The organism is Salmonella sp. SAL00672 (assembly GCF_046552175.1).
GTDB lineage: Bacteria > Pseudomonadota > Gammaproteobacteria > Enterobacterales > Enterobacteriaceae > Salmonella > Salmonella enterica.
Genome location: NZ_JBGDUQ010000001.1, coordinates 157,499 through 176,925 on the forward strand (window position 1 = coordinate 157,499; position 19,427 = coordinate 176,925).

18 protein-coding genes are annotated in these 19,427 nt (G+C 52.5%); 14 read left to right on the top strand and 4 right to left on the bottom strand.

Annotated elements, in window-relative coordinates; translation table 11 throughout:
• Positions 1 to 65: 65 nt before the first annotated feature.
• From ACLJTG_RS00855 to spy, 6 genes are all read left to right on the top strand, one after another.
• Complete coding sequence (locus ACLJTG_RS00855; RefSeq protein WP_000059496.1) at positions 66 to 1,292, top strand: aspartate aminotransferase family protein; 1,227 nt, start codon at positions 66 to 68, stop codon at positions 1,290 to 1,292.
• Complete coding sequence (gene astA / locus ACLJTG_RS00860; protein ID WP_001263889.1) at positions 1,283 to 2,317, top strand: arginine N-succinyltransferase; 1,035 nt, start codon at positions 1,283 to 1,285, stop codon at positions 2,315 to 2,317. Before ACLJTG_RS00855 ends, astA begins: the two co-directional genes overlap by 10 nt.
• Positions 2,314 to 3,792 (top strand): succinylglutamate-semialdehyde dehydrogenase, encoded by a 1,479-nt coding sequence (gene astD / locus ACLJTG_RS00865; RefSeq protein WP_000177260.1) that lies wholly within the window; start codon positions 2,314 to 2,316, stop codon positions 3,790 to 3,792. The genes astA and astD overlap by 4 nt, the downstream gene beginning before the upstream one ends.
• Positions 3,789 to 5,132 (top strand): N-succinylarginine dihydrolase, encoded by a 1,344-nt coding sequence (gene astB / locus ACLJTG_RS00870; protein WP_000123931.1) that lies wholly within the window; start codon positions 3,789 to 3,791, stop codon positions 5,130 to 5,132. The genes astD and astB overlap by 4 nt, the downstream gene beginning before the upstream one ends.
• Positions 5,125 to 6,093, top strand: a complete 969-nt coding sequence (gene astE, locus ACLJTG_RS00875) for a succinylglutamate desuccinylase (protein WP_000368456.1) — start codon at positions 5,125 to 5,127, stop codon at positions 6,091 to 6,093. The genes astB and astE overlap by 8 nt, the downstream gene beginning before the upstream one ends.
• 335 nt (positions 6,094 to 6,428) lie before the next feature.
• Complete coding sequence (gene spy / locus ACLJTG_RS00880) at positions 6,429 to 6,914, top strand: ATP-independent periplasmic protein-refolding chaperone Spy (RefSeq protein ID WP_001228996.1); 486 nt, start codon at positions 6,429 to 6,431, stop codon at positions 6,912 to 6,914.
• A 74-nt stretch (positions 6,915 to 6,988) separates the two neighbouring features.
• Here spy and cho read toward each other — a convergent pair whose 3' ends face one another.
• Both cho and nadE read right to left on the bottom strand, forming a co-directional pair.
• The gene (gene cho / locus ACLJTG_RS00885; RefSeq protein ID WP_410958875.1) at positions 6,989 to 7,870 is read right to left on the bottom strand and encodes an excinuclease Cho; all 882 of its coding nucleotides are present in this window, start codon (positions 7,868 to 7,870) and stop codon (positions 6,989 to 6,991) included.
• Positions 7,871 to 7,990: 120 nt separating this feature from the next.
• Complete coding sequence (nadE, locus tag ACLJTG_RS00890) at positions 7,991 to 8,818, bottom strand: ammonia-dependent NAD(+) synthetase (RefSeq protein ID WP_000174981.1); 828 nt, start codon at positions 8,816 to 8,818, stop codon at positions 7,991 to 7,993.
• 218 nt (positions 8,819 to 9,036) lie between these two features.
• Here nadE and osmE point away from each other — a divergent pair, with 218 nt between their 5' ends.
• From osmE to chbG, 7 genes are all read left to right on the top strand, one after another.
• Positions 9,037 to 9,378, top strand: a complete 342-nt coding sequence (osmE, locus tag ACLJTG_RS00895; RefSeq protein ID WP_001039301.1) for an osmotically-inducible lipoprotein OsmE — start codon at positions 9,037 to 9,039, stop codon at positions 9,376 to 9,378.
• A gap of 300 nt (positions 9,379 to 9,678) precedes the next feature.
• Positions 9,679 to 9,999 carry a PTS N,N'-diacetylchitobiose transporter subunit IIB gene (gene chbB, locus ACLJTG_RS00900; protein ID WP_000412161.1) on the top strand — a complete coding sequence of 107 codons (321 nt, stop codon included), beginning with the start codon at positions 9,679 to 9,681 and terminating at the stop codon, positions 9,997 to 9,999.
• Positions 10,000 to 10,081: 82 nt separating this feature from the next.
• Positions 10,082 to 11,440 (top strand): PTS N,N'-diacetylchitobiose transporter subunit IIC, encoded by a 1,359-nt coding sequence (gene chbC / locus ACLJTG_RS00905; RefSeq protein ID WP_000073063.1) that lies wholly within the window; start codon positions 10,082 to 10,084, stop codon positions 11,438 to 11,440.
• Positions 11,441 to 11,490: 50 nt separating this feature from the next.
• Positions 11,491 to 11,838, top strand: coding sequence for a PTS N,N'-diacetylchitobiose transporter subunit IIA (chbA, locus tag ACLJTG_RS00910; protein WP_000459883.1), 348 nt, complete (start codon positions 11,491 to 11,493; stop codon positions 11,836 to 11,838).
• 10 nt (positions 11,839 to 11,848) lie between these two features.
• On the top strand, positions 11,849 to 12,691 hold the full coding sequence (gene chbR / locus ACLJTG_RS00915) for a transcriptional regulator ChbR (protein WP_000983393.1): 843 nt from the start codon (positions 11,849 to 11,851) through the stop codon (positions 12,689 to 12,691).
• Positions 12,692 to 12,815: 124 nt separating this feature from the next.
• On the top strand, positions 12,816 to 14,171 hold the full coding sequence (locus tag ACLJTG_RS00920; protein ID WP_000078778.1) for a 6-phospho-beta-glucosidase: 1,356 nt from the start codon (positions 12,816 to 12,818) through the stop codon (positions 14,169 to 14,171).
• Between the two features lie 12 nt (positions 14,172 to 14,183).
• Entirely contained in the window at positions 14,184 to 14,942 is a 759-nt protein-coding gene (gene chbG / locus ACLJTG_RS00925) for a chitin disaccharide deacetylase (RefSeq protein WP_000442736.1), read from the top strand.
• Positions 14,943 to 14,985: 43 nt separating this feature from the next.
• Here chbG and katE read toward each other — a convergent pair whose 3' ends face one another.
• Entirely contained in the window at positions 14,986 to 17,238 is a 2,253-nt protein-coding gene (gene katE / locus ACLJTG_RS00930; RefSeq protein ID WP_079951253.1) for a catalase HPII, read from the bottom strand.
• A 364-nt stretch (positions 17,239 to 17,602) separates the two neighbouring features.
• Here katE and cedA point away from each other — a divergent pair, with 364 nt between their 5' ends.
• Positions 17,603 to 17,845 carry a cell division activator CedA gene (cedA, locus tag ACLJTG_RS00935; RefSeq protein WP_000977510.1) on the top strand — a complete coding sequence of 81 codons (243 nt, stop codon included), beginning with the start codon at positions 17,603 to 17,605 and terminating at the stop codon, positions 17,843 to 17,845.
• A 102-nt stretch (positions 17,846 to 17,947) separates the two neighbouring features.
• Here the strand turns inward: cedA and tcyP are convergent, their stop codons facing one another.
• Positions 17,948 to 19,339 carry a cystine/sulfocysteine:cation symporter gene (gene tcyP, locus ACLJTG_RS00940; protein WP_079951482.1) on the bottom strand — a complete coding sequence of 464 codons (1,392 nt, stop codon included), beginning with the start codon at positions 19,337 to 19,339 and terminating at the stop codon, positions 17,948 to 17,950.
• Positions 19,340 to 19,427: the final 88 nt, after the last annotated feature.

Sequence of the window (19,427 nt, forward strand, 5' to 3'; positions counted from 1 at the left end):
TTACAGCGCAAACACTCATATTAATTAACATATAAATAACTTTATTTTTACCAAAAGAGGTCGCTATGTCTCTGTCAGTTACGCGTGAAAACTTTGATGAATGGATGGTGCCAGTATACGTTCCCGCGCCTTTTATTCCTGTACGCGGAGAAGGCTCACGCCTGTGGGATCAGCAGGGGAAAGAGTACATTGATTTTGCTGGCGGGATCGCGGTCAACGCATTGGGACATGCGCATCCGGCGCTGCGCGAGGCGTTAAATGAACAGGCGAATCGCTTCTGGCATACCGGGAACGGTTACACCAATGAACCGGCGCTGCGACTGGCGAAAAAACTGATCGACGCGACCTTCGCCGAACGCGTTTTCTTTTGTAATTCAGGCGCTGAAGCAAATGAAGCAGCGTTAAAACTGGCGCGCAAATATGCCCACGATCGTATCGGCAATCATAAAAGCGGCATTGTGGCCTTTAAAAACGCGTTCCATGGTCGCACGCTCTTTACCGTCAGCGCTGGCGGTCAACCCACCTATTCACAGGACTTTGCGCCGCTGCCGCCGGATATTCGTCATGCAGCCTATAACGATCTGAACTCCGCCAGCGCGCTCATTGATGACAATACCTGCGCCGTGATCGTAGAGCCTGTGCAGGGCGAGGGCGGCGTGATCCCTGCCACGAAAGCTTTTTTGCAGGGGCTGCGTGAATTGTGCGACCGGCATCAGGCGTTACTGATTTTTGATGAGGTGCAGACGGGCGTCGGACGTACCGGCGAACTGTATGCATATATGCATTATGGCGTTACGCCCGATATCCTGACGACTGCTAAAGCGTTGGGTGGCGGCTTCCCGATCGGCGCGATGCTGACCACGCAAGACTATGCCAGCGTCATGACGCCAGGCACGCATGGTACCACCTACGGCGGTAATCCGCTGGCGACAGCAGTTGCCGGAAAAGTACTGGATATCATCAATACGCCGGAGATGCAAAACGGCGTCAGACAGCGCCACGATGCGTTTATTGAACGTCTAAATACCATTAATGTACGTTTTGGCATGTTCAGTGAAATTCGCGGGCTGGGGCTACTGCTTGGCTGTGTGCTACAGACGGAGTTTGCCGGAAAAGCCAAACTCATCGCTCAGGAAGCGGCAAAAGCAGGTGTGATGGTACTCATCGCCGGCGGCGACGTGGTGCGTTTTGCGCCAGCGTTAAATGTGAGCGACGAGGAGATAGCCACCGGGCTTGATCGTTTTGCCCTGGCGTGCGAACGCCTTCAGACGGGAGGCGCACCATGCGGGTGATTCGTCCTGTCGAACATGCGGATATCGCCGCGCTGATGCAGCTTGCAGGCAAAACGGGCGGCGGCTTAACCTCGCTACCGGCAAATGAAGCGACGCTGGCGGCCCGCATTGAACGCGCGCTAAAAACCTGGTCCGGCGAGCTGCCAAAAGGCGAACAAGGGTATGTATTCGTTCTCGAGGACAGTGAAACGGGTGAGGTCGGCGGGATCTGCGCCATTGAGGTCGCGGTCGGCCTTAATGACCCCTGGTATAACTATCGTGTCGGTACGCTGGTTCATGCCTCCAAAGAGCTGAATGTATATAACGCGTTGCCAACATTATTCCTGAGTAATGATCACACTGGCAGCAGTGAGCTTTGCACGCTGTTTCTCGATCCCGAATGGCGTAAAGAGGGTAACGGCTACCTGTTGTCAAAATCGCGCTTTATGTTTATGGCCGCGTTTCGCGATAAATTCAATGAGAAAGTGGTGGCGGAAATGCGCGGCGTCATTGACGAGCACGGTTATTCTCCCTTCTGGCAAAGTCTCGGCAAACGCTTTTTTTCTATGGATTTCAGCCGGGCGGATTTTTTATGCGGTACCGGGCAAAAAGCGTTTATCGCCGAGCTGATGCCCAAACATCCTATTTATACCCACTTCTTATCTGAAGAGGCACAGGCCGTGATTGGCGAAGTCCACCCGCAAACTGCGCCAGCCCGCGCGGTGCTGGAAAAGGAAGGCTTTCGCTATCGCCACTATATCGACATCTTCGACGGTGGGCCGACGCTGGAGTGTGATATTGACCGCGTGCGGGCTATTCGTAAAAGCCGACTGGTGGAAGTCGCGGAAGGGCAACCCGCGCCTGGCGACTATCCGGCATGTCTGGTCGCCAATGAAAACTATCACCACTTTCGGGCCGCGCTGGTGCGTGCCGATCCGCAGACTTCACGACTTGTACTTACCGCAGCGCAGTTGGATGCGCTGAAATGTCGCGCGGGCGACCACGTTCGGCTGGTACGCCTTTGCGCTGAGGAGAAAACCGTATGACGCTATGGATAAACGGCGACTGGATAACCGGTCAGGGCGAACGCCGCCGCAAAACGAATCCGGTGAGTGCGGAGATACTTTGGCAGGGGAATGACGCTAATGCGGCACAGGTCGCCGAGGCCTGTCAGGCGGCGCGCGCGGCGTTTCCTTGTTGGGCCAGACAGCCTTTTGCGGCACGACAGGCTATCGTAGAGAAATTTGCCGCCCTGCTGGAGGCGCATAAAGCCGATCTCACGGAGGTCATCGCGCGTGAAACCGGTAAACCGCGCTGGGAGGCGGCGACGGAAGTGACGGCGATGATCAATAAGATTGCCATCTCGATTAAGGCTTACCACGCCAGAACAGGTGCACAAAAAAGCGAACTTGTCGATGGCGCCGCGACGTTGCGCCATCGTCCTCACGGTGTGCTGGCGGTATTCGGCCCTTATAACTTTCCCGGCCATTTACCGAATGGCCATATTGTGCCCGCGTTGCTGGCAGGCAATACGCTGATCTTCAAACCTAGCGAGCTAACGCCATGGACCGGGGAAACGGTAATAAAACTCTGGGAACGGGCGGGGCTACCGGCAGGCGTTCTTAATCTGGTGCAGGGCGGCCGGGAGACCGGACAAGCGCTAAGTTCGCTCGACGATCTCGACGGACTGCTGTTTACCGGCAGCGCCAGTACCGGATATCAGCTTCATCGCCAGCTATCCGGCCAGCCGGAAAAAATCCTGGCTCTTGAAATGGGCGGAAACAACCCGCTCATTATTGAGGATGTGGCAAATATAGATGCGGCGGTACATCTGACGCTGCAATCGGCGTTTATTACCGCCGGACAGCGCTGTACCTGCGCGCGACGCCTTCTGGTAAAACAGGGTGCGCAGGGAGATGCATTTCTGGCGCGGCTGGTTGACATCGCCGGACGTCTGCAGCCCGGCAGATGGGACGACGATCCGCAGCCGTTTATCGGCGGACTGATTTCAGCGCAGGCGGCACAGCATGTGATGGAGGCCTGGCGTCAACGAGAGGCATTAGGCGGGCGCACGTTACTGGCGCCGCGGAAGGTCAAAGAGGGAACCTCTCTGCTGACGCCTGGCATCATTGAGCTGACGGGCGTCGCGGATGTGCCGGATGAAGAGGTGTTTGGTCCGCTGCTGAACGTCTGGCGTTATGCGCATTTCGATGAGGCGATTCGTCTGGCGAATAATACCCGTTTTGGTCTGTCGTGTGGGCTGGTGTCGACGGATCGCGCGCAGTTCGAACAGCTCTTGCTGGAGGCGCGGGCAGGGATCGTTAACTGGAATAAACCGCTCACCGGGGCAGCGAGTACTGCGCCGTTTGGTGGTGTCGGCGCGTCTGGCAACCATCGACCCAGCGCCTGGTATGCCGCCGATTATTGCGCCTGGCCGATGGCCAGTCTGGAATCTCCCGAACTGACGTTGCCTGCGACATTAAGCCCCGGCCTCGACTTTTCTCGCAGGGAGGCGGTATGACGGCGCATGAAGTTAATTTTGACGGGCTGGTGGGGCTTACGCACCATTATGCCGGGCTATCCTTCGGCAATGAGGCATCGACCCGCCACCGTTTTCAGATGTCGAATCCTCGTCTGGCGGTAAAGCAGGGGCTGCTAAAGATGAAGGCTTTGGCGGATGCCGGCTTTCCCCAGGCGGTGATCCCGCCGCATGAGCGGCCTTTTATTCCGGCGTTGCGTCAGCTCGGCTTCACGGGTAGCGATGAGCAGATTCTGGATAAGGTTGCGCGTCAGGCGCCACGCTGGCTTTCTAGCGTGAGTTCCGCGTCGCCAATGTGGGTTGCGAATGCGGCGACGGTTTGCCCATCGGCAGACGCGCTGGACGGGAAAGTTCACCTGACGGTGGCGAATTTAAACAATAAATTTCATCGCGCTCTTGAGGCGCCTGTTACCGAAGCGCTGCTACGCGCCATATTTCGCGATGAAAGTCAGTTTTCAGTGCATAGCGCGTTACCGCAGGTCGCATTATTGGGAGATGAAGGCGCGGCGAATCATAACCGTCTTGGCGGCGAGTATGGTTCGGCAGGCGTGCAGCTTTTTGTCTATGGGCGCGAAGAGGAGAATGAAATACGACCCGCTCGTTATCCGGCGCGCCAGAGCCGCGAAGCCAGCGAGGCCGTGGCGCGTCTTAATCAGGTGAATCCGCAACAGGTTATCTTCGCTCAGCAAAACCCGGAGGTCATCGATCAAGGCGTATTCCATAATGATGTCATCGCCGTTTCGAATCGACAGGTATTGTTTTGTCACGAAGCGGCGTTTGCCCGTCAGAAAGTGCTCATTAATCAGTTGCGTACGCGCGTTGACGGTTTTATGGCGATAGAGGTGCCCGCCGGCGAGGTTTCTGTATCAGATGCTGTGGCGACCTACCTGTTTAATAGTCAGTTGCTAAGCCGTGACGACGGCTCAATGCTGTTAGTGTTGCCGCGGGAATGTCAGGACCATGCCGGCGTCTGGCGCTATCTGAATAAGCTGGTGGCGGAGGATAACCCCATCAGCGCGATGCAGGTGTTTGATTTGCGAGAAAGTATGGCCAACGGCGGCGGCCCGGCCTGTCTGCGATTACGCGTGGTGTTAACAGAAGAAGAACGACGGGCGGTGAATCCAGCGGTAATGATGAATGACGCTCTGTTTACGGCCCTTAACGCGTGGGCGGATCGTTATTATCGCGATCGCCTGACCGCCGCCGATCTGGCCGATCCGTTATTATTGCGAGAAGGCCGGGAGGCGCTGGATGTGTTAACGCGTCTGCTGGATTTGGGGTCGGTTTATCCTTTCCAGCAAACGGGGGCGGCTGATGGATAACTTTCTGGCGTTGACGCTAAGCGGCACGACACCACGGGTGACGCAGGGGAAGGGCGCGGGTTTTCGCTGGCGCTGGTTAGGCCATGGTCTGCTTGAACTCACGCCCGATGCGCCGGTCGACCGCGCGTTAATTCTTTCTGCGGGGATACACGGTAATGAAACCGCGCCGGTAGAGATGCTGGATAGGCTGCTGTCGGCGCTGTTCTCAGGCAGCTTGACGTTAACGTGGCGAGTGCTGGTGGTACTCGGCAATCCGCAGGCGCTGGCGGCGGGAATACGCTATTGTCACAGCGATATGAACCGTATGTTTGGCGGGCGTTGGCAGTCCTTTGCCGAAAGCGATGAAACGCGGCGGGCGCGTGAGCTGGAGCTAAGTCTGGAGACCTTCTTTTCCTCTGGTCAGGCGCGGGTACGCTGGCATCTGGATCTGCATACCGCCATTCGTGGCTCGCATCATTTGCGTTTTGGCGTATTGCCGCAGCGCGACCGCCCGTGGGAGACAGATTTTCTGGCGTGGCTGGGCGCGGCAGGACTGGAGGCGTTGGTATTTCATCAGGCGCCCGGCGGTACGTTTACGCACTTTAGCTCTGAACATTTCGGCGCGCTTTCCTGTACGCTGGAGTTGGGAAAGGCGTTGCCGTTTGGGCAAAACGATCTGACGCAGTTCAATGTAACCTCGCAGGCGTTGTCGGCGCTGCTGAGCGGTGTCGAAACGTCAACCTCGTCTTCGCCGCCGCTACGCTATCGGGTGGTGTCGCAAATCACGCGTCACAGCGACAAGTTCGCGCTTTATATGGATGTGCAAACGCTGAATTTTACTGTCTTTGCGAAGGGAACGTTGCTGGCCGAGGAGGGGGATAAGCGCGTGACGGTGACGCATGACGTTGAATATGTTCTCTTTCCTAATCCCTCTGTCGCCTGCGGATTGCGGGCTGGATTAATGCTGGAAAGACTGCCCTGATAAATGTCCCTGTAAGCTCACGTTAGGGTTACAGGGATGATTTGGGATACAGTTTCATGCTATTACGGATTATTCCTGGAGAATTGCTTTATTAATAAGCGTTGCTGCGTTATAGTTCTGCATAATTTCTGCTATATCATGCTGTTGTATATTTCTCTTTCAACTCTGCGCAATTTATTCTTTTTTTCTTCACAATTGGCGAAAAAGTGTTTTTTATACTTTCATTGTTTTACCGTTGTTATGACTAATTGACGCTAAGACAGTTAAAGTTAATCACGACAACACGGTGCTGTTTTAAATATGCCGTAAAAATAACTGAAAGGAAGGATGGAAATATGCGTAAACTGACTGCTCTATTTGTTGCCTCTACCCTGGCGATGGGTGCTGCGAATCTGGCTCATGCCGCTGAGACTACCACCGCCGCGCCAGCGGATGCGAAGCCAATGATGCAGCATAAAGGTAAATTTGGCCCACATCACGATATGATGTTTAAAAACCTGAACCTGACAGACGCGCAGAAGCAACAAATTCGCGACATTATAAAAGCGCAGCGCGAGCAAATGAAACGTCCGCTGCTGGAAGAGCGTCGCGCCATGCATGATATTATTGCCAGCGATACCTTCGATAAAGCCAAAGCCGAAGCGCAAATTACGAAAATGGAAGCACAGCGCAAGGCCAATATGCTGGCGCATATGGAAACCCAGAATAAAATTTATAACGTTCTGACGCCGGAGCAGAAAAAGCAATATAACGCTAATTTTGAGAAGCGTCTGACAGAACGCCCGGCGCAAGAAGGTAAAATGCCTGCTGCGGCAGAATAACTTTCCGCATAATTTAAGACCGCCGGTCTTGTCGACAACACAATCGTTGAGGTGGACAGGATCGGCGGTTTTCTTTATGACTGGCGACAGTCGGTGTGCAGTTCAATGATCTCATATTGACCTGACATTAGTGGCTTACAGAGAATTTTATAGCCATCCTGATCAAAGCCCGCAGGGGTGCGCACCAGGGTGGCGGCCTCATCCAGCGAGGGGACCGCCCCCAGCCATAACCAGTTGTTGATAATGTGGAACTGGGTCATTTGTGGGCGGCTCTCTTTTAACGCGATAGCGCCTTTCCAGGGCCAGCAAACCACACGTAACCGTTCCAGCGAGGCCTGCAGACGAAGAAAATGCGCCTGCGGGGTTTCTTGCCCACAGCATGCGCCAGCACAGCGCTTCAGAGCGAAACGAAAACAGGCGCGCCCACGGCTTACCGGTTCAAGCCCCAGCAGGCCATAACACAATTTTTGTTCATCGGCGAGGTTCTGTAAGCTTTGCAGCGCCGCCCGACGGTTGGCGAAGAGCCCAAACAGGTTCGGCTCATGGGAAAAATCGACGCTGCGGGCGGAAACGACCTCAATCTTTTGTTCGCTCAACTGTAGCGAGCAAAGCTGGCGATTACGACGTAACCGCTTGTTAAACAGCGGCTGTTGTTCTTTGATCAGCCGTGCCTCCAGCAGCAACGCGCCTATTTCCCCAGCGGTGCAGATCCAGCTTATCCGCCGCGCCTGTCGCAGCATAGTGGCCTCGTCAGGCGTTCGCAGATGTGAAAGCACCCGGCTGCGAATATTCACGCTTTTACCGATATAAAGCGGCAGCGTATCGCTTTCGCTATGAAATATATAGACGCCCGGTAAGGCTGGCGCTTCGCTGAGGAAAGGACGTAAATGTTCTGGATATTCGTAAATGGCCGCCGCTTCAAACTCAAGGCGGGGGGCTGATTGACGCCGTACCACAGTGATCTCCGTTAACTGGTTATTCATCCAGTATAACAGCGGATGGGTGATTAAAAAAGAGGCTGGGAAGAGAGGAGGCCGGATAGACGAGCGATATCCGGCACAACAGTAGAAGTACGCTTACCTTTTCCAAAAGTCGTCGAATACCGTAATCGGTAAACGGCGCTTATGTTCAGTTTTTACATACCAGCCTTCGATAGTTTTAGCGATGGCGGGGTCCAGCGTTTTGCCTTCCAAGTAATCGTCAATATTGTCATACGTTACGCCCAGCGCGGCTTCATCAGGCAGTGAAGGGCGGTCGTCTTCCAAATCGGCGGTGGGGACTTTTTTATACAGATGCTCAGGACAGCCCAGCGCTGCGAGAAGCTGTTTGCCCTGGCGTTTGTTAAGGCGATGAAGCGGGTTAATATCGGTACCGCCATCGCCATATTTGGTGAAGAACCCGGTTATCGCTTCCGCCGCATGGTCGGTGCCCACCACGACGCCGTGAGTCATACCGGCGATGCTATATTGCGCTTTCATTCGCTCACGCGCTTTTTCATTGCCGCGAACAAAATCGCTCAGCTCAATTCCCGCTTCGCGCAGCGCCTGTTCGCTGGCGAGGACGGCGCCTTTAATATTGACGGTGAGTACTCTGTCCGGCTGAATAAAAGCAATGGCGTCCTGGCAATCCTGTTCATCAGCCTGTACGCCATAAGGCAGACGAACGGCGATAAACTGCAGCGCATTATCACCGGTCTCTTCCCGCAATTCGGCGATAGCCATCTGGCTGAGTTTCCCGGCCAGCGTCGAATCCTGCCCGCCGCTGATGCCTAACACCAGCGATTTCAAAAAGGGATAGGTTTTCAGGTACGCTTTAAGAAAATCCACGCTGCGGCGAATTTCTTCTTCAGGGTTGATATGCGGTTTCGCGCCAAGCGCCTGGATTATCTCTTGCTGCAGAGTCATTTAACCCCCTTCGACATTAAAAAAATGAATCTTTACCCTGTTAAAGCTAACCCTTCGCCGCTGAAACGACAAGGTTTGGCGGGCTAAGCGGTGTTTAAAACAACATATCGCTGCGTTAGAGAATTTTCCGAAAGGCTTTTTGTGGCGAGGCGCGGCTTGAAAAATATTCTGATGTATTCCAGGCTTACATAACACGCTGATAAACAAGAGGACGGAAAATGAACAAGAACGTAGCAGGAATTTTAAGCGCAGCGGCGGTAATGACTATGCTGGCAGGCTGTACGGCGTATGATCGTACAAAAGACCAATTTGTTGAGCCTGTCGTTAAAGATGTTAAAAAAGGAATGAGCAGGGCGCAAGTTGCGCAGATTGCGGGCAAACCGTCATCTGAAGTGAGCATGATTCATGCGCGCGGTACCTGTCAGACCTACATCCTGGGTCAACGTGATGGTAAAGCGGAAACCTACTTTGTTGCGCTGGATGATACCGGGCACGTGATTAACTCCGGCTACCAGACCTGTGCGGAGTACGACACTGACCCACAGGCGCCGAAGCAGTAACAACTGTACATTGCCTGAACATTCAAGGAAACCGGCCTGCGAGCCGGTTTTTTTGTGCCTGCCATAACCTTATTTATTATCGCGAATTATTTGCCCGAAATGTGAGGGGGGTCATAACGCCAGGTCAATGAGAGACAATTTAGTGGGTCAAGGAAATACCATCCGGCGGTCCGATCCCGTATACTCATTTCAGCCACCTAAAAAAGTAAATCCGGTTACGCAAGTCGCCCAGAGTATGGATGCAGGTTGAGGCTTGCGGCGTATCTGGTTGACAGATAATCGCACATGAGGAAGGTTTTTATGGAAAAGAAACACATTTATCTGTTTTGTTCTGCGGGCATGTCAACATCGTTACTGGTATCAAAAATGCGCGCTCAGGCTGAAAAATATGAAGTGCCGGTTATTATTGAAGCATTCCCTGAAACCCTGGCCGGTGAAAAAGGCCCGGCAGCGGACGTCGTGTTATTAGGCCCGCAAATTGCTTATATGCTCCCCGAAATTCAGCGTTTATTACCCGGTAAACCGGTAGAAGTCATTGATTCAATGTTGTACGGCAAGGTAGATGGCTTAGGCGTGCTTAAAGCTGCGGTAGCGGCAATTAAAAAAGCCGCCGCGAATTAATTATTTTTTAATTTTTCCCGTCAAAGAGTTATTTCATACACTAACCGCAATATTTTATTGCGGTATTTAAGGGTATTTTTCTATGAGTAACGTTATTGCTTCACTTGAAAAGGTACTCCTTCCTTTTGCTGTAAAAATAGGAAAGCAGCCACACGTTAATGCAATCAAGAACGGCTTTATTCGTTTAATGCCATTAACCCTTGCGGGGGCGATGTTTGTATTAATTAATAACGTTTTCCTGAGCTTTGGGGAGGGGTCGTTTTTTTATTCCATGGGTATTCGGCTTGATGCCTCAACCATTGAAACTCTTAATGGATTGAAAGGCATCGGCGGGAACGTCTATAACGGCACATTGGGCATTATGTCGCTCATGGCGCCATTTTTTATCGGCATGGCGCTGGCGGAAGAGCGCAAGGTTGATGCGCTGGCCGCCGGACTGCTCTCCGTGGCGGCATTTATGACCGTAACGCCGTATAGTGTCGGCGAGGCCTATGCCGTAGGCGCTAACTGGCTGGGTGGTGCAAATATTATCTCCGGTATTATTATTGGCCTGGTGGTCGCGGAGATGTTTACATTTATTGTCCGGCGCAACTGGGTGATTAAGCTACCGGACAGCGTACCGGCTTCGGTGTCTCGTTCATTCTCAGCATTAATTCCCGGCTTTATTATTCTCTCTATTATGGGGATTATTGCCTGGGCGCTGTCTAATTACGGTTCTAACTTCCATCAGATTATTATGGACACTATCTCTACGCCGCTGGCATCGCTGGGTAGCGTGGTAGGGTGGGCATATGTCATTTTTGTACCGCTGCTGTGGTTCTTTGGTATTCATGGTTCGCTGGCGCTGACCGCGCTGGACAGCGGCATCATGACGCCCTGGGCGCTGGAAAACATCTCTATTTACCAGCAGTATGGCTCCGTCGATGCGGCGCTGGAAGCCGGTAAAACGTTCCATATCTGGGCGAAACCGATGCTGGATTCTTATATCTTCCTCGGTGGTAGCGGCGCAACGTTGGGTCTGATCATCGCTATCTTCCTGGCATCCCGTCGCGCGGACTATCGCCAGGTGGCAAAACTGGCGCTGCCGTCAGGTATCTTCCAGATTAACGAACCCATCCTGTTTGGCCTGCCGATTATTATGAACCCAGTGATGTTTATCCCCTTCATTCTGGTTCAGCCGATTCTGGCGGCGATTACGCTGGTGGCTTACTATTTGGGTATTATTCCGCCGATTACCAATATTGCGCCGTGGACCATGCCAACCGGGCTGGGGGCGTTCTTTAACACCAACGGCAGTGTCGCCGCGTTGCTGGTTGCGCTATTTAACCTGGCAGTCGCTACCCTGATTTATCTCCCCTTCGTGGTGGTGGCTAACAAAGCGCAGAACGCCATCGAGCAGGAAGAAAGCGAAGAAGATATCGCTAACGCACTGAAATTCTAAACTCCGCGTCGGCATGGGATGCCATGCCGGGCTGAATCAGAGGAAAGACTATGTTTGATCTTGAAAATGTTGTAGATAACCAGACAGCGGCTGAGGAACTCGAAGAAGTCGTTATGGGGCTTATCATCAATTCTGGTCAGGCGCGTAGCCTGGCATATGGCGCGCTCAGAAAAGCGAAAGAAGGTGATTTTGAGGCGGCGAAAGCGATGATGGACCAGTCGCGCATAGCGCTCAATGAAGCGCATCTTGTGCAGACAAAACTCATCGAAGGCGATCAGGGCGAAGGCAAAATGAAAGTCAGTCTGGTCCTGGTTCACGCTCAGGATCATTTGATGACATCAATGCTGGCTCGTGAACTGATCGCCGAGTTGATTGAGCTCCATGAGAAACTGAAATAACAGGGGGCGGATGATGCAGCTACAGGTTAACGCAACGGAAATCAAAACGGTTTATGAGCAGCAGCTCTTCAATGGCAAAAATTTCCATGTGTTTATCTATAACAAGACGGAAAGCGTCACCGGGCTGCATCAGCACGACTACTATGAATTTACCCTGGTATTAACCGGACGTTATTACCAGGAGATCAACGGGAAGCGTGTGCTGCTGGAACGTGGAGATTTTGTTTTTATCCCGGTGGGGTCGAATCACCAAAGTTTCTATGAGTTTGGCGCAACGCGTATTCTGAACGTAGGAATTAGTAAACGTTTTTTTGAACAGCATTATCTTCCGTTACTGCCGTTTTGTTTTGTGGCATCGCAGGTATACAGGGCGAATAGCACCTTCCTTACCTATATTGAAACGGTGATTGCGTCGTTGAATTTTCGCGGCAATGGGCTCGACGAATTTATCGAAGTGGTGACATTTTATATTATAAACCGCTTACGTCATTACCGCGAAGAGCAGGTTTATGATGATATTCCACAATGGCTGAAAGCAACCGTGGAGATAATGCATGATAAAACGCAGTTTGGCGAACATGCGCTGGAAAATATGGTGCGCCTGTCGGCAAAATCCCAGGAGTATCTGACGCGCGCCACCCGACGTTATTACAGCAAAACGCCGATGCAAATCATTAATGAGATTCGCATTAATTTTGCCAAGAAACAGTTGGAAATGACCAACTATTCGGTTACGGATATTGCTTATGAAGCCGGGTATAGCAGTCCAAGTCTGTTTATTAAAACGTTTAAGAAGATGACCTCATTTACGCCGAATAGTTATCGGAAGCGATTGACGGAAATTAATGAGTAACGGTTTGCATTGCTCGATTAATTACATTTCACGCTTGCCCCAATAGCGCGGGGAACGTCACGCTATTTCTTACGAGCGGGCATAGCGTAATACATATCAGTGTTATACACTGAAGGGAGATATTATGAGCCAGAAATTAAAAGTCGTCACTATTGGTGGCGGGAGCAGCTACACCCCTGAATTACTTGAAGGCTTTATTAAACGCTACCATGAATTACCTGTCACCGAATTATGGCTGGTTGACGTTGAAGACGGGAAAGAGAAGCTGGGCATTATTTATGATCTCTGCCAGCGAATGATTGATAAAGCAGGCGTTCCGCTAAAATTGTATAAAACGCTGGATCGCCGGGAAGCGCTGAAAGACGCTAATTTTGTCACTACCCAGCTACGCGTTGGTCAACTCAAAGCCCGTGAACTGGACGAGCGTATCCCGCTTAGCCACGGCTATCTGGGGCAAGAAACCAACGGCGCTGGCGGTTTATTTAAAGGGTTGCGTACCATTCCGGTTATTTTTGACATCATTAAGGATGTTGAAGAATTATGTCCGAATGCGTGGGTCATTAACTTTACTAATCCGGCGGGGATGGTGACGGAAGCGGTTTATCGTCATACCAACTTTAAAAAATTCATCGGCGTATGTAATATTCCTGTCGGCATGAAAATGTTTATTCATGACGTGCTGGCGCTGAATGAGAATGACGATCTCTCCATTGACCTGTTTGGTCTAAACCATATGGTCTTTATTAAAGACGTGCTGGTGAATGGTACCTCACGGTTCGCAGAATTACTGGATGGCGTGGCGTCCGGTCAGTTGAAAGCGTCAACCGTAAAAAATATCTTTGATCTGCCGTTTAGTGAAGGATTGATTCGCTCGCTGAACATGCTGCCGTGCTCTTATTTGTTGTATTACTTCAAGCAAAAAGAGATGTTGGCGATTGAAATGGGCGAATATTACAAAGGCGGCGCGCGCGCTCAGGTCGTACAAAAAGTGGAGAAACAACTCTTCGACTTGTACAAAAATCCTGAGCTAAACGTGAAGCCGAAAGAGCTTGAGCAACGCGGCGGCGCTTATTATTCCGATGCCGCTTGTGAAGTCATTAACGCTATTTATAATGACAAGCAGACTGAGCATTACGTTAATATTCCACATCATGGGCATGTCGAGAATATCCCGGCGGACTGGGCGGTGGAAATGACCTGCATTCTGGGACGCAATGGCGCGACGCCGCACCCGCGTATCACCCGTTTTGACGAAAAAGTGCTGGGGCTTATCCACACTATTAAAGGATTTGAGGTCGCGGCCAGCAATGCGGCGCTGAGCGGAAACTTTAATGATGTGCTGCTGGCGCTTAACCTGAGTCCGCTGGTGCATTCCGACCGCGACGCAGAAGTCCTGGCGCGTGAGCTCATCCTGGCGCATGAAAAATGGCTGCCTAATTTTGCCGCTTGCATCGAAGCGCTTAAAGGTAAGCACCACTGACAGAGGTAGGCTATGGAACGCGTGTTGATTGTGAATGCCGATGATTTTGGCCTGAGTAAAGGGCAAAATTACGGCATTGTTGAAGCATATCGCAACGGCGTTGTGACCTCCACGACGGCGCTGGTCAATGGCGAGGCTATTGACCATGCGGCGCAGCTTAGCCGCGAGCTGCCTGCGCTTGGGGTGGGAATGCATTTTGTTTTGACGTTAGGCAAACCGGTGTCAGAGATGCCGGGCCTGACGCGAGACGGCCTGTTGGGGAAATGGATCTGGCAAATGGCGGAGGAGGATACGCTTCCGCTGGATGAAATTGCGCATGAACTGGCGTGTCAGTATCAGCGTTTCATCGACGTATTTGGCCGCGAGCCAACGCATCTCGACAGTCACCATCATGTGCATATGTTCCCGCAAATTTTCCCCATCGTCGCCCGCTTTGCGGCGCAGCGCGGGATTGCGTTACGTATTGACCGCCAGACGGTGTTGAACGCAGACGATCTGCCATCGGATTTGCGCAGCACTCAAGGATTTAGTAGTGAATTTTACGGCGAGGAGATCACCGAAACGTGCTTTTTACGCATTCTGGATGCCTCGGCGCATCGAGGAGAAGCCTCTCTGGAGGTGATGTGTCATCCGGCGTTTGTGGACAACATTATTCGCCAGAGCGCCTATTGTTACCCCCGCTTAACTGAACTGGAGGTGTTGACGTCTGCGTCACTCAAGGCAGCGATTGCGGAACGTGGATATCGTCCTGGCAGTTTTCTTGATATTTAGCTCCTGAGTTTGCGGCGCAAGAATGCGCCGCATTTTTTGCCGTTTATGCAGGAATCGCGTTAATTTTCCCCGCACGCGACCAGACACGGTGTGCCGCCATCAGCGTCAGCAGAGTGTCCATAAAGTGGTGGTCAACGTTATCTGCCTCAACAAGTCCTTCTTCCCCCTGGCTATCAATGTTTAAAAGCGCCTTAAACCGTCGGGCGTCGCCTGCCAGTGCGATGGGCTTCAGATGTTTGTAGGCTTCCAGAAGGTAGTAACGGGCATCGCCGCAACTCTCGATATCGGCAATATTGCCGCACGGTACTATTACCGCATCGACCGTTAGCGACGGCGCGCCGGCAAAGGTTGCCGCAATCGTTAATGTTGAACCATCATCAGCCGTTACTTCACCCATCCGTGAATAGAGCAGTTTTGCGTGGACGCCTTTGGCTTTTAAAGCCTGCAAAATGGTCAACAGTTCGGCGGCGTTAACCTTGTCGTTCAGCAGAATAGCGACCACTCGGCCTTTAACATCGCCGTCCGGCACCGCATACAGGCTGAGCGCCGGATCTTTTTTCAGACCGTTGACATCAGGAGGCGGGGCAATTTGCGTTTGCTCATGGGTGAGTGCAAAACCGAGATTATGCGCGACGCCCTGAGCCAGCGTGACATCAATATGCGCTAACTGATCGACCACCCGCTCCCGAATATACGCGCGGGCGACTTTACCCAGTTCAAAGCTGAACGCGTCAATAATATGCTGCTGTTCTATCGGCGTCTGACTGAGCCAGAACAGGCGAGGATGCGAGTAATATTCACCGAAAGAGGGGCTGCGTTCGCGGATTTTATTGCCATCCACGCGTTCCTGGTATGATTCGAAGCCGCCGCGTTTTGGCGCTGGCGGCGTTTCGCGTGGCCAGTTGTCATTAATGGAGTTTGGTTCATAGTTCGCCGGATTGGTGTCGATATCCATCCGGTGCATACCGTCACGCTGGAAGTTATGGTAGGGGCAGGTAGGGCGGTTAATCGGAATTTCGTGGAAGTTTGGCCCGCCCAGACGACTGATTTGCGTGTCGGTATAAGAGAACAGACGCCCCTGTAACAGCGGATCGTTGGTAAAATCAATGCCGGGAACAATATGTCCTGGATGAAATGCCGCCTGTTCGTTTTCAGCGAAAAAGTTATCCGGATTACGGTTTAACACCATTTTGCCGACGCGTTGTACTGGCACCAACTCTTCCGGAATCAGTTTGGTCGGATCGAGCAGATCAAAATCGAATTTAAATTCATCCTCTTCGGCAATGAGTTGTAGGCCCAGCTCGTATTCCGGGAAATCGCCCGCTTCGATGGCCTCCCACAGATCCCGGCGGTGAAAATCCGGATCGCGACCGGTCAGTTTTTGTGACTCATCCCATACCAGCGAGGCTTTACCTGCCAACGGTTTCCAGTGGAAACGGACAAAGGTCGCTTTCCCTTGTGCATTGATCAGACGGAAGGTGTGAATGCCGAACCCTTCCATCGTCCGATAACTGCGTGGAATACCGCGATCCGACATTGCCCACATGACGTTGTGCAGCGTCTCAGGCTGTAAGGAAACATAGTCCCAGAAGGTGTCGTGCGCGCTCTGCCCTTGCGGAATAGCCCAATGTGGTTCGGGCTTAACGGCGTGCACAAAATCCGGAAACTTATGCGCATCCTGGATAAAAAAGATCGGCGTGTTATTACCGACGAGATCGAAAATTCCCTCTTCGGTATAAAATTTGGTCGCAAAACCGCGGATATCACGTACGGTATCAGCAGACCCCGCGCCGCCCTGTACTGTCGAAAAGCGAACAAAGACCGGGGTAATTTTCTGTGGATCGCACAGAAACGCGGCTTTCGTGATGTCGCTCAGGTCTTTATATGGCTGGAAATAGCCGTGCGCTGCAGATCCGCGGGCGTGAACGATCCTCTCCGGGATGCGCTCATGGTCAAAGTGGGTAATTTTCTCGCGCAGGATAAAATCTTCCAACAGCGTAGGGCCGCGGCTGCCGGCGCGAAGAGAATTTTGATCGTCGGCGACGCGCACGCCCTGATTGGTGGTCAGCGCATAATTTTCGCTGCCTTTACGAAAGGCGTCGAGGGCGGTGAGCTTATCATTCGCGGTCTCGGGCGCTTTTAAGCTGCCGGGGGCCGTTGGTTGCGCGCCCGGCGGCGTCGGTTCTGGCGTGGGGCGATGTGAACCGTCTGACGGTGCCAGGGAGTCCAGGCCGGGCTGTGATTCACGGGTATCATGCACGGGGGACTGATGGGGGGATTTTTCATTATGCGACATTGAACTCGTCTCCTGCTTTCATCACTGAAATGGGCGTGGTAGTAGTCAAAATCACTCTAACTATAGAACATTTCAGCAATTATGCCGGGGGAGAGCGGAACAGCAGACAGGGTATAACAGGGAAATCGCACGCGCGGAACAGGACGTCGGGGGCGAAGATCGGCTAAAATAGTGTTTTTCTGATTTTTAGCCTTAGAGCCTATCCCAGTAGGCGTTATTGGCGCAGCCAGTTTGGACACGGACAGCGCGCAAAAACCGGAGCGTACACGTAGTACGTGAGGATTTTGAGCACTGCCCAGGACCAAAATGGCAAGTAAAATAGCCCTAATGGGATAGGCTCTTAGCCTCTTTTAGTGAAGCATTAATGATGAAACCTCTTCGCCAGCAAAATCGCCAGATTATTAGCTATATTCCGCGTGTTGAACCCGCGCCGCCGGAACATGCGATAAAAATGGATACGTTTCGCGACGTCTGGATACTGCGCGGTAAATATGTTGCCTTTGTTCTGACGGGGGAGTCATTTCAACGGTCGCCCGCCTTTAGCGTGCCAGAATCGGCGCAACGTTGGGCGAATCAGGTTCGCCAGGAAAACGAAATCGCTGACTAAGAAAAAAACAAAACGCCGGTACTGGAGACCGGCGTTTTTAGTGACAGACGTTTTGAGTTGCTGATCGTCGTGTCTCAGACGATGTGAACTCCCGATAATGTATTATCGATGCGCCAGTTCAGCGTCTTCTTCGCTATCGAGAATGTTTTTATCGGTCTGCTTCAGCCACTGGCTGGTCAGCGTACCCGCGGTCATTGAGCCGCTCACATTCAGTGCGGTACGGCCCATATCAATCAACGGTTCTACGGAGATTAGCAGCGCGACCAGCGTGACCGGTAAGCCCATGGCAGGCAGCACAATCAGCGCGGCGAAGGTCGCGCCGCCGCCAACGCCGGCAACACCCGCCGAACTTACAGTAACGATACCCACCAGCGTGGCTATCCATACGGGGTCTAAGGGGTTGATGCCGACCGTCGGCGCAACCATTACCGCCAACATCGCAGGATAAAGACCGGCACAACCGTTTTGGCCGATGGTCGCGCCAAAAGAGGCAGCAAAGCTGGCGATGGACTCCGGCACGCCCAGGCGGCGGGTTTGCGCTTCGACATTAAGTGGAATGGAGGCGGCGCTGGAGCGGCTGGTAAAGGCAAATGTCAGCACCGGCCACACCTTGCGGAAATATTTCAGCGGGCTAATCCCGTTCACGCCCAATAGTATGCCGTGAACCACAAACATTATCGCCAGACCAAGATATGACGCTACCACGAAGCTTCCAAGCTTAATGATGTCCTGCAAATTAGAGCCGGCAACCACTTTCGTCATCAGCGCCAGTACGCCGTAAGGCGTAAGTTGCATCACCAGACGCACCAGCTTCATCACCCAGCTTTGCAGGGTATCGATAGCAACAAGCACACGCTCGCCTTTTGGCGCATCATCTTTCAGCAGTTTAAGCGCGGCCACGCCCAGGAATGCGGCGAAAATCACCACGCTGATAATAGACGTAGGATTTGCGCCAGTCAGATCCGCAAACGGATTTTTCGGTACAAAAGACAGCACCAGTTGCGGCACGCTGAGATCGGCCACTTTGCCGACATAGCTCGTCTCAATGGCATTCAGACGCGCGGTTTCCGCGCCGCCCTGAACCAGACCTTCCGCCGTCAGTCCGAACAGATTGGTGACCAGCACGCCCACCAGCGCTGCGATAAGGGTAGTAAACAGCAGCGTGCCGATAGTCAGAAAACTGATTTTCCCCAATTGAGAGGCGTTATGCAGTCGTGCCACGGCGCTTAAAATAGAGGCGAATACCAGCGGCATCACAATCATTTGTAGCAATTGCACATAGCCGTTGCCGACAATATTGAACCACTGAATGGAGTCTTTTAACACCTGACTGTCAGCGCCATAAATGGTGTGCAGGGCCAGACCAAAGACCACGCCCATCACAAGGCCGACAAGCACTTTTTTAGCCAGACTCCACTGTTTATGACGGGCCTGCGCCAGTACAAACAGCAGAATGACGAACACCGCAATGTTCGCAATTAATGGAAAATTCATCCCCGTTCTCCTGATTTTTTTATTATGAAGCGCTGTGTTTTAGCGATTCTGTTCGCGCAAGATTAGCAGAACTGTGAGCTGGCTCTTA